10 protein-coding genes are annotated in these 10484 nt (G+C 75.6%); 2 read left to right on the top strand and 8 right to left on the bottom strand.

Annotation, left to right across the window (positions count from 1 at the left end; genetic code table 11):
• From metK to AB0O00_RS20110, 8 genes are all read right to left on the bottom strand, one after another.
• Nucleotides 1-848, bottom strand: an 848-nt coding sequence (gene metK, locus AB0O00_RS20145; protein ID WP_363653619.1) for a methionine adenosyltransferase, incomplete at its 3' end; no start/stop codon positions are given.
• 50 nt (nt 849-898) lie between these two features.
• Complete coding sequence (locus AB0O00_RS20140) at nt 899-1732, bottom strand: alpha/beta fold hydrolase (RefSeq protein ID WP_363653617.1); 834 nt, start codon at nt 1730-1732, stop codon at nt 899-901.
• 5 nt (nt 1733-1737) lie between these two features.
• Complete coding sequence (gene panD, locus AB0O00_RS20135; RefSeq protein WP_363653614.1) at nt 1738-2154, bottom strand: aspartate 1-decarboxylase; 417 nt, start codon at nt 2152-2154, stop codon at nt 1738-1740.
• 54 nt (nt 2155-2208) lie between these two features.
• The gene (locus tag AB0O00_RS20130) at nt 2209-2946 is read right to left on the bottom strand and encodes an alpha/beta fold hydrolase (RefSeq protein ID WP_363653621.1); all 738 of its coding nucleotides are present in this window, start codon (nt 2944-2946) and stop codon (nt 2209-2211) included.
• 208 nt (nt 2947-3154) lie between these two features.
• Nucleotides 3155-3847, bottom strand: a complete 693-nt coding sequence (locus tag AB0O00_RS20125) for an HAD family hydrolase (protein WP_363653612.1) — start codon at nt 3845-3847, stop codon at nt 3155-3157.
• 66 nt (nt 3848-3913) lie between these two features.
• Nucleotides 3914-4474, bottom strand: coding sequence for an NUDIX domain-containing protein (locus tag AB0O00_RS20120; RefSeq protein ID WP_363653610.1), 561 nt, complete (start codon nt 4472-4474; stop codon nt 3914-3916).
• 131 nt (nt 4475-4605) lie between these two features.
• Nucleotides 4606-6012 carry an AarF/ABC1/UbiB kinase family protein gene (locus tag AB0O00_RS20115; RefSeq protein WP_363653607.1) on the bottom strand — a complete coding sequence of 469 codons (1407 nt, stop codon included), beginning with the start codon at nt 6010-6012 and terminating at the stop codon, nt 4606-4608.
• Nucleotides 6009-8306 (bottom strand): anthranilate synthase component I, encoded by a 2298-nt coding sequence (locus tag AB0O00_RS20110; protein ID WP_363653605.1) that lies wholly within the window; start codon nt 8304-8306, stop codon nt 6009-6011. The genes AB0O00_RS20115 and AB0O00_RS20110 overlap by 4 nt, the downstream gene beginning before the upstream one ends.
• A 246-nt stretch (nt 8307-8552) precedes the next feature.
• Between AB0O00_RS20110 and AB0O00_RS20105 the strand changes: the two genes are divergently transcribed.
• On the top strand, nt 8553-9449 hold the full coding sequence (locus AB0O00_RS20105; RefSeq protein ID WP_363653603.1) for a 4'-phosphopantetheinyl transferase superfamily protein: 897 nt from the start codon (nt 8553-8555) through the stop codon (nt 9447-9449).
• The coding region (locus tag AB0O00_RS20100; protein WP_363653601.1) for a 3-deoxy-7-phosphoheptulonate synthase at nt 9449-10484 on the top strand (1036 nt) is incomplete at its 3' end. The genes AB0O00_RS20105 and AB0O00_RS20100, both read left to right, overlap by 1 nt.

Raw genomic sequence — 10484 nt, 5'->3', positions numbered from 1 at the left:
TTGGACGGGTCCATGCCCGAGAAGGCGCCGCCGCCGTGGCGGGCCATGCCGCCGTACGTGTCGATGATGATCTTGCGGCCGGTCAGCCCGGCGTCGCCCATCGGGCCGCCGATCTCGAAGCGGCCGGTCGGGTTGACCAGCAGGCGGTAGTCCGAGGTGTCGAGGTCCAGATCCGCGAGCACCGGCTCCACGACGAACTCGCGGATGTCCGGGGCCAGCAGCGAGTCGAGGTCGATGTCGGCGGCGTGCTGGGTGGAGACGACCACGGTGTCGAGGCGGACGGCCTTGTCGCCGTCGTACTCGATGGTGACCTGGGTCTTGCCGTCCGGGCGCAGGTAGGGGACGGTGCCGTCCTTGCGGACCTGCGTCAGCCGGGCGGAGAGCCGGTGGGCGAGGGTGATCGGCAGCGGCATGAGCTCGGGGGTCTCGTCCGAGGCGTAGCCGAACATCAGGCCCTGGTCGCCGGCGCCCTGCCGGTCCAGCTCGTCCTCGACGTCGCCCTCGACACGGTGCTCGTGAGCGGTGTCGACGCCCTGCGCGATGTCGGGCGACTGCGCGCCGATGGACACCGACACGCCGCAGGAGGCGCCGTCGAAGCCCTTGGCCGAGCTGTCGTAGCCGATCTCCAGGATCTTGTCCCGGACGAGCTGGGCGATCGGCGCGTACGCCTTCGTCGTCACCTCGCCGGCCACGTGGACCTGGCCGGTGGTGATCAGCGTCTCCACGGCGACCCGGGAGGCCGGGTCCTCGCGGAGGAGGGCGTCGAGGATCGCGTCGCTGATCTGGTCGGCGATCTTGTCCGGGTGTCCCTCGGTCACGGACTCCGAGGTGAACAGACGGCGGGACATGGCAGGTTTCTCCGTAACGTGGGGTTCCGCAACGTGGGGTGTCGAGGTGCTCAGGCCGCTTCGTCGGCCCGGTCCAGCTGCACGGAGAGGGTCGACAGGACCTCTCGTTCGTGCTCGGTCAGGTAGAAGTGGCCGCCCGGGAAGACCCGGAGGTCGAAGGCGCCGGTGGTGTGGTCGCGCCAGGCCGCGGCCTGTTCGAGGCCGACCCGCGGGTCCCGGTCGCCGACCATCGCGACGATCCGGCAGCGCAGGCGGCTGTCGTCCTCCGCGCGGTAGGTCTCCGACGCGGCGAAGTCGGCGCGGATCGCGGGCGCCACCTTCGCGAACAGCCTGGGGTCGGCCAGCAGCCGTTCGTCGGTGCCGCCGAGGCGCCGCAGCTCCTGCGCCAGCTCGTGGTCGTCGAGCCGGTGGAGCTCGCGGGGCCCGGTTCCGTCGGGCGAGCGGTCCGCCCGGTGCAGCCCGGGCGCGCGCCGGGCGGAGGCGAACAGCAGGCTCGGCGCGGGCCCTGACCGGTGCGACTCCAGCCGCAGCGCCGTCTCGAAGGCGAGGACGGCGCCCAGGCTGTGCCCGAAGAACGCCAGCGGGCCGCCGCCCGTCACCGCCTCCGTCACCGCGCCCGCGATCCCGTCGGCGAGCTCGGCGACCGTCTCCGGGCAGCGCTCCCCGTACCGGTCCTGGCGGCCCGGGTACTGCACCGCGAGCACGTCGAACCGGCCGGACAGCGCCTCCGAGTGGCCGCGGAAGAAGCTCGCCGCCCCGCCCGCGTGCGGGAAGCAGACCAGCGTGGCCCCCGGCCGCACCGGCGGCCCGTGGTAGCGCCGCAGCCAGGGCCCCCAGTGCGCGGTCAGCGCCCGCCCCCGCTCGGCCTCGACAGGCAGGACCACCGGGCTCACCCGACCAGGACGTCGCCGCGCAGGAGGCCGCTGCCGGCCGGGACGTCGGCCGGGTCGCTGCCCTGGTGGACGATCCGGTTGGTGCGGTCGACGAAGACGACGTGCGGCCGGACGTCGGCCGCCTCGGCGTCGGTCACCGTCGCGTAGGCGATGATGATGACGAGGTCGCCGGGGCTGATGAGGCGGGCGGCGGCGCCGTTGATGCCGATGACGCCGGTGCCGCGGGGGCCTTCGATGACGTAGGTGGACAGGCGGTTGCCGTTGTCGATGTCGACGATGTCGACCTTCTCGCCGGGCAGGAGGTCGGCGGCGTCCAGGAGGTCGGCGTCGATGGTGACGGAGCCGACGTAGTGGAGGTCGGCCTGGGTCACGGTGGCGCGGTGGATCTTCGACTTGAACATGGTGCGATACATGTGAACTCCCTTGTGTGTGCGGTGTCCTGGGGCGTGACGTCCCGGAAGGTGCGCTCAGGCGTGGACGCCCGCCAGCTCCCGCGCGACGAACCCGCGGATCCGCTCCACCAAGGCCGGCACGTGGTCGTTGAGGTAGAAGTGGCCGCCGGGGAGCACGTCCAGCTCGAACCCTCCGGTCGTGTGCTCCGCCCAGCCGCGCGCCTCGGCCACCGGGACCAGCGGGTCCGCGTCGCCGGTGAGCCCCACGACCGGGCAGGACAGCGGCGGCCCGGGGCGGTAGGCGTACGTCTCCGCCGCCTTGTAGTCGCCGCGCACGCACGGCAGCACGAGCCGCAGCAGTTCGTCGTCGTCCAGCAGCGCGTCGTCCGTCCCGCTGAGCCGGCGCAGCTCGGCGATCAGCCCGTCGTCGTCCAGCAGGTGCGCGGTGTCGTGCCGTTCGACGTGCGGCGCCCGGTGCCCGGAGGCCAGCAGCCCGAGCGGCCGGCGGCCCTCCGCCTCCAGCCGGCGCGCCACCTCGTAGGCGAGGACGGCGCCGAGGCTGTGCCCGAACAGCGCGAACGGCCGGTCCAGCCAGGGGCGCAGCTCGGCGACCACCCGGTCGGCGAGCTCGGGCACGGACTCGATCACCGGCTCGTGCCGGCGCTCCTGCCGGCCCGGGTACTGCACCGCCAGGACGTCGAGACCGGGGGCGAGCATCCGCCCGACGTGGTAGAAGTACGGCGCCGATCCGCCCGCGTGCGGGAAGCACACCAGTCGGGCGGCGGCCCCGTCGGCCGGGTGGAACCGGCGCATCCACTCCTCCGTCGCTGTCCTCAACTGCCCGTCTCCTCGTGTCCGTTCCGCGCCATCACGCGCAGCATTGAATCCGGAGAGCCGACGGCCCCGACACAGCGATGAACCCCTATCCGGCCGCGCCGACCCCCCTACCGGGCTCCTGCAGAACGGAAATGGGACGGCCCCCCTGGTGTCAGGAGGGCCGCCCCGGTGTCTTCGCGTCGCGTCAGAAGTGCTTCAACAGCTCGTCGAACCGGGCCAGTTGCAGCGTCGCGTCGTCGGGTCCGAGCTCCTCGTGCTCCAGCACCCAGGTGTGCTCGTGCGGGATGTAGACGGCCTTCAGCCCGGCGCGGACGGCGGGCAGGATGTCGGACTTGGGCGAGTTGCCGATCATCCAGGTCCGGTCGGCGTCCAGGCCGAGTTCGGCGGTGAGCTGCCGGTAGGTGTCCTCGTTCTTCTCCGGCACGATGTGGACGCTCCGGAAGTGGTGGGCGAGGCCGGAGGCGTCGACCTTCCACTGTTGCTCGTCCACGGCGCCCTTGGTGAGCATCAGCAGCTCGTGGTGCGGGGCGAGCGCGGCGAGCGTCTCGGCGACGCCCTCGATCACCTCGACCTGCCGGTCCGTCAGCGGCCGGAGCAGCTCGACGATCCGGGCGTCGTCCTCGTCCGTCGGCACGCGGCCGTGGACCTCCTGGAGGCACTCGCGCAGGCTCAGCCGGAACACGTCCGCGCCGTACCCGTGCGCGACCACGTTCCGCGCCTCGATCCCGTCGAGCAGGGACCGCGTCCGGTGCTCGTCCCCGGGGGCGGCCACCCAGCCGACGAAGCCGTCGACGACCCGCTCGAAGAGGACGTTGTTCTCCCAGAGCGTGTCGTCGGCGTCGAAGACGAGCGTCTGGCCCTTGAGCGTCTGGTCCACTGATCCACCTCACGTGTATGGCCGGACGCCCGACGCTACCGGCTTCTCCCGGGCCCGCCACCCGATTTACCGCCGCCGGGCCGCCAGTAGCCGCCCCGCGCGGGCGATCGTCTCCCGGAAGTTCTCCTCCGTGGTGCGCTGCCCGGCCTCGGCCACCGAGAGCCACTCCAGCGGCGACTGCGGGTTCTCCGGCCGTACGGCGTCGGGCGTCGCGGTGGCCAGCAGGAAGCGGAGGTCGGCGTGCTCGTGGGCCGGCTCGCGGGGCGAGGCGGGCACCGGCACCACGGCGACGTGCACGAGCGCCGCGTCGGGCCAGGGCGCGAGATCCGTCAGCCCGGTCTCCTCCCGCCCCTCGCGCAGCGCGACCGCGAGCGCCTCGGTCTCCCCGGGGTCGCCGTGCCCGCCCACGTGGAGCCACGCCTGCTGGCGCACGTGCCACCGCAGCAGCACCCGTCCGCTCTCCGGGTGCACGATCAGCGCGGACGCCGTGAAGTGCAGCGGTGTCGCCCGGTCCCACGCGTCGGCAGCCCCGAGCAGCCCCCGCGCCCGCTCGACGTCCGCCGCCTCGGCGGCCCCCTGCGCCCGGTACTCCTCAAGCAGCTCCGCAGGCCCCGTCCCACTCACCACGCCGACACCCTCCACACCATCGCTTCCAAAGGCCACCGCCCGTACACCGCAATCCGGTTGGCCACACCGGCCCCACCGTACCCGGACCGAGCCGTTCGCCCACCGGATTAAAACCCGGGACCGTCCTCCCCTCAGGCCCGCCCGGCCGGCAGCGCGTGCGGCGGCGCGAAGCCCGGCAGCCAGCGGACGGCCTCGGCGCGGTACGGGACCTCGCACTCCAGCTGGCAGAGCACCGCGCTGCCCGCCGACACCACCCGGTTGACGAGGACGTAGGCGGGCGGCAGGTTGAGCCGGCGCAGGAGGCGGCGGTTGGCGGCGCCGGTGGTCTGGTCGAGCTGTTCGCGCAGCCACGCCCGGGTGAAGCGGTAGGTGGGGGTGGCGGAGGGCAGGGCCAGCGGGGTGAGGAAGGCCGCCACCGCCGCGAGGTCGGCGGGGTCCTCGCCGGTCAGGAAGCCCTCCGCCCGCAGCAGCCGCAGCGCGGCGGCGTGGTCGCCCGCGTGGGCGAGGCGCTGGAGGGTGCCGAGCAGCCGGGGGAAGCCGTCGGGCAGGTCCTTGACCGCGCCGAAGTCGAGCACGCCGAGCCGCCCGTCGGGCAGCATCCGGAAGTTGCCCGGGTGCGGGTCGGCGTGCAGCCGGCCGGCGCGGGCCGGGCCGGAGAGCAGGAAGCGGATGAAGCGCAGCCCGGCCGCGTCCCGCTCCTCCTGGGTGCCGTCGGCGATCACCCGGGCCAGGGGCGTGCCCGGCAGCCAGTCGGTGACCAGGACCTTCGCGGTGCCGGCGACGACGTCCGGGACGTGGATGTCCGGGTCGTCGCGGTAGGCGTCGGCGAAGGCCCGCTGGGCGGCCGCCTCCCGCTCGTAGTCGAGCTCCTCGGTGATGCGCTCGCGCAGTTCGGCGAGCATCGGGCCGAGCTCCAGGGCCGGGGTGAACACGGCGAACAGCCGGATCAGGCGGGAGAGTTGGGCGTAGTCGCCGAGCAGCGCCTCGCGGGCGCCCGGGTACTGGACCTTGACCGCGACGGGCCGGCCGTCGCGCCAGACCGCGCGGTGCACCTGGCCGATGGACGCGGCGGCGGCCGGCCGGTCGTCGAACTCGCGGAAGGACGCGCGCCAGGAGTCGCCGAGCTCGGCGGCCAGCACCCGGTGGACGACGGCGACGGGCAGGGCCGGGGCCGCGTCCTGGAGCCGGGTCAGCGCGGACCGGTAGGGGGCGACGAGGTCCGGCGGCAGGGCGGCCTCGAAGACCGAGAGCAGCTGGCCGAACTTCATCGCGCCGCCCTTGAGTTCGCCGAGGGTCGCGAACAGCTGCTCGGCCGTGCGGCGCTGGATCTCCTCGGTGAGTCCGGCGGCCGGTCCGCCGAGCAGGCGTCGGCCGGTGCGCAGCGCGGACCGGCCGAGGTGGCCGGCGGGCAGCGCGAGGAGCCGGGCGGTGCGGCGGGCGGAGCCGGCCGGGAGCCGGCCGGCGAGGCTGCGCGGCAGCGGGACGGGACGCCGCGGCGCCGCGCCGTCGTCCGCGGGGGTGAGGTCGTGCGAGGTCATCGGACCGCCTCCTGCTGCGGGACGGCCGCGAGGGCGGACGCCGGGTACGGGACGGGGGCCGCCGGCCGGAGCCGGGCCACCGCGTTGCGGATGACGGCCAGTCCGCAGCCGCCCTGCTGGGTCATGATCGACTCGGGGTGGAACTGCACGGCCGCGACGGGCAGGGTGCGGTGTTCGACGGCCATGACCACGCCGTCCGCGGTGCGGGCGGTCACCGCCAGCTCCGCGGGCAGGCGCGCCGGGTCGGCGAACAGCGAGTGGTAGCGGCCGACCTCGAAGGCCGGCGGCAGCCCGTCGAGCAGCCGGCCGCCGCCGTCCACCAGCTCGATTCCGGACGGCTTGCCGTGCACCGGGACGGGCAGGGTGCCGAGCGCGCCGCCGAAGTGCTCGACGATCCCCTGGAGTCCGAGGCAGACCCCGAACACCGGCAGTCCGCGCCGGACGGCCAGGGCCAGCAGGTCGTCCATGCCGAAGTCGGCCGGGCGGCCGGGGCCGGGCGAGAGCACCAGCAGGTCGGGGCGCAGCTCGTCGAGCAGCCGCGGCGGGAAGCCGGCCCGGTGGGTGGTCACCTCGGCGCCGGCCTGGCGGAGGTAGTCGGCGAGGGTGTGGACGAAGGAGTCCTGGTGGTCGACGAGCAGGACGCGCGGCCGGTCGCCGGTACGGCCCGACGGCTCGTCCCGCTCGACGGCGTCGGCCTCCTCCACCGCGCCGACCTGCTCCACCGCGTCGAGCAGCGCCATCGCCTTGAGCTCGGTCTCGCGCTCCTCCGCCTCGGGCACCGAGTCGTACAGCAGCGTCGCCCCGGCCCGGACGGTCGCCACGCCGTCCCTGATCTGGACGGTCCGCAGGGTGAGCGCCGTCTCCAGGCCCCCGTCGAAGCCGATCCGCCCGACCGCGCCGCCGTACCAGCGCCGCGGCGCGCGCTCGTGCCGCTCGATGAACTCCATGGCGGCGCGCTTGGGGGCGCCGGTCACGGTGACGGCCCACAGGTGGGTGAGGAAGGCGTCCAGGGCGTCCCGGTCGGGGCGCAGCCGGCCGCGGACGTGGTCGACGGTGTGGATCAGGGTCGAGTAGAGCTCGATGGTGCGCCGGGCGAGGACCTGGACGCTGCCGGGCTCGCAGACCCGTGCCTTGTCGTTGCGGTCCACGTCCGTGCACATGGTCAGCTCGGACTCCTCCTTCGCCGAGCCGAGCAGTTCGCGGATCCGCGCGGCGTCCTCCAGGGCGTCCCGGCCGCGCGCCACGGTGCCGCTGATCGGGCAGGACTCGACCGTCGCCGCACCGCCAGCGCCGCCAGCGCCGTCAGCGCCCGCCGGGCGGACCCGGACGAACATCTCCGGCGACGCCCCGGCCAGGAACTCGCCCTCGCCGAGGTTGGCCAGCAGCCCGTACGGCGCCGGGTTGAGCCGGCGCAGCCGCCGGAACAGGGCGGAGGGCGCGGCCGGCAGCGGGCGGTGGAACGACTGGCCGGGCACCACCTCGAAGAGCTCGCCGGCCCGGAAACGGTGCTTCGCCGTGCGGACCAGCTCGGCGTACTCGCCGGGCGCGTGGTCGCGCGCCGAGGCGGGCACCCGGCCCGGCACGGCCCGCGCGTCGGGGGTGCGGCGCGGCAGGCCCGCGGTGTCCGCGCCGGCGGCGGCGAAGTCGTAGCGGTGCACGCGGGCCAGGCCGCGCTCCGGGTCGATCTCCAGGATCCGGTCGGGCAGGTGCAGCACCAGGTCGCGGTCCTCCCGGTCGCGCGGCTGGTGCTCGGGGAACGGCTCGAACTGCCGCACCAGGTCGTAGCCGAACGCGCCGTACAGGCCGAGGAGGTGGTCCTGCGGGCTGCGCAGCGCGGCGACGACGGCGCGCAGCACGGTGAACACCGAGGGCAGCCTGGTGCGTTCCTCCTCCGCGCGCAGGCCGGCCGGCGGCCCGGGGACGGTCAGCGCGAGCAGCCCGGGCTCGTTCGCGGTCACCACGGCCCCGGCCGGCAGCGCCGCCAGGACGACGGGCCGCAGCACCGGGAACAGCACCCGCCCGCGCTCGTTGAGCGCGCGAAGCTCCAGCCGCCGGCCGCGGCCGACCAGTTCGACCGGCGGGTCCGCGTAGCCGAGGTCGTGCACGCGGTAGCGGCCGGGCTGCGGGCAGCGGCCGGACAGCAGCAGGCCGCGGCGGCGGTCGAGCGTGGTCTCCAGCTCGGCCAGCGCGCGGTCCGGCGCCACGTCCTCCACCGTGCGGGTGATGTGGATCCCGCCGGGGGTCACCCACCGCAGGCGCGGGACGGGCGGGCTGGTCGGGGCTGGTGCGGTCATGGATCGCCTCACAGGTGACGTCGGTCAGGATCCGGCCCGCCGGCCGGGTCGCGCGGAACGGACCGCGGGGCCGGGCGGGTCTGTCCTTCCGGAAGAGGCGCCGCACGGGCGCGGCAATCCCGCGGACCCCCCGGCGGTTTCCGGCGGCCGTCCGTGCCCGGCCGCGGGATTGCATCGCGGCCCGGCCGTCCTCTTTCGCTCCACGGAGGCGGCACGGGGGCCGCCCGCAGTGGAAGACGGTGTCCGATGCCCGTACCGACCCGCACCAGATCCTCCGCGGCCGAGTGCCGCACCCGCCCGGCGCGCGCCGTCCACGTGCTGGGAGAGCTGGCGACCGGCCGCTCCGGACCGGCCGAGGACGGACTGGAGTTCCGCCTCGCGTCCGTCGCCGACGGCCCCGGCCGCCCGCCCTACGTGGAGCGGCGCACGGCGGACACGATGGCGCCGCACCGCGCGGCCGAGTTCCTCGCCGGACGGCGGGCGCTGCGCTCGGCGCTGGGCGCGGCGGGCGCCGACGCACCGGGCCTGGCCGGGACGGGCGGGCCGCCCAGGCTTCCGGCCGGGTACGTCGGCTCGGTCAGCCACTCGGGCGGTCTCGCGGTCGCCGTCGCGGGGCGGCGCGACCGCTACCGCGCGGTGGGCGTGGACCTGGAGCTGGGCGAACTGCCGCTGTCCGCCGCGCACTTGGTGCTGAGCCGCGACGAGCTCGACCGGCTCCGCGCTGGGCGCCCCGGCGCGGACGCCCGACGGCTGCTGGCGGCGTTCTCGGCGAAGGAGTCCGCCTACAAGGCGATCGACGTCCTGCTCCGGGAGCGGGCCGGCGGCCTCCACACCGGGCCCGCCCTGCCGGGCCTGCGCTCGCTGCGGCTGCGGCCGCACCCGCGGGGCTTCCTCGCGCAGCCGGCCGGCTGCCCGGCCCCCGTCGCCACCGTCCGGGTGCGGGCCGTGCCCGGCGGCGTGCTCACGTGGGCCGTCGTGTCCGAGCGCAGCGCCGAACCGCCGGTGGTCGAGGACCCGTTCAGCGACGACCCGTTCGACGGAGACCCGTTCGGCGAGGAGATGTTCGGCGAGGAGATGTTCGCCGTCCTGCCGCCCGCCGTCCCCACCGCCCCGCACACCCGACGACCCGAGGAGGTCAGGTAATGCCCATCGTTCTCGAAGAACGCTCCCCCCGCTCACTCGCCTGGGAGGACGCCGACTGGCTGCCGTGGTCCCACGCCGACTGGCGCGAGCGGCCCGTCCACCAGCAGCCGCGGTGGCCGGAGCCGCGCCTGCTGCGCCAGGTGACGGGCTGGCTGGCCGGCGGGCGCGGCCTGGCCGGCCCGGCCGAGGTGGCCGCGCTGCGCCGGGCCCTGGCCCGGGTCGCCCGCGGCGAGGCGCAGGTCGTGCAGGCCGGCGACTGCGCGGAGACCCTGGACGAGCACGACCACGACAGCATCGCCGCCGCCGTCCGCCTGGTGGGCGGCGCGGCCGAGCTGCTGTCCGGGGCCACCGGCCTGCCGGTGATCCCGGTCGGCCGGATCGCCGGGCAGTACGGCAAGCCACGCTCCAACGACACCGAACGCGTCGGCGGGCTCGAACTCCCGGTGTTCCGCGGCTTCCTGGTGAACTCCACCGAGCCGCTGGCGCAGGCCCGCCGGCCCGACCCGATGCGCCTGGTGCGCGGCTACGAGCACTCCCTCGCCACCGTCGGCCTGCTCCGCGAGGCTGCGGCCCGCGGCGCCGCCCCGCGCGGCGCCCTGCTGCCCGGGCCGGGCGGACCGGCCCTGTGGACGAGCCACGAGGCGCTCGTCCTCGACTACGAGGAGGCCTTCGTCCGCCGGGACCCGCAGACCGACGAGTGGTACCTCACCTCCACCCACCTGCCGTGGATCGGCGCCCGCACCGCCGGGGCGGACGACGCCCACGTGCGCTTCCTGGCCGGTGTCGCCAACCCGGTCGGCGTCAAGGTCGGTCCCGGCCTGGCGGCGGACCGGCTCCTCGCGGTCTGCGAGCGGCTCGACCCGGACCGCCGCGCGGGCCGCCTGGTGCTGATCTCCCGGATAGGCGCCGGCCAGGTCGCCGAGCGGCTGCCCGACCTGGTGGCGGCCGTGCGCGGCGCCGGGCACCCGGTGGTGTGGCTGTGCGACCCGATGCACGGCAACACCGTAGCGGGGCCCGGCGGGCTGAAGACCCGGC

Source organism: Kitasatospora sp. NPDC093558, from assembly GCF_040683475.1.
In the GTDB taxonomy this organism is placed as follows: domain Bacteria; phylum Actinomycetota; class Actinomycetes; order Streptomycetales; family Streptomycetaceae; genus Kitasatospora.
The sequence above is the reverse complement of the archived record's forward strand: the minus strand, read 5'-3'. Positions and strand labels throughout refer to the sequence as shown.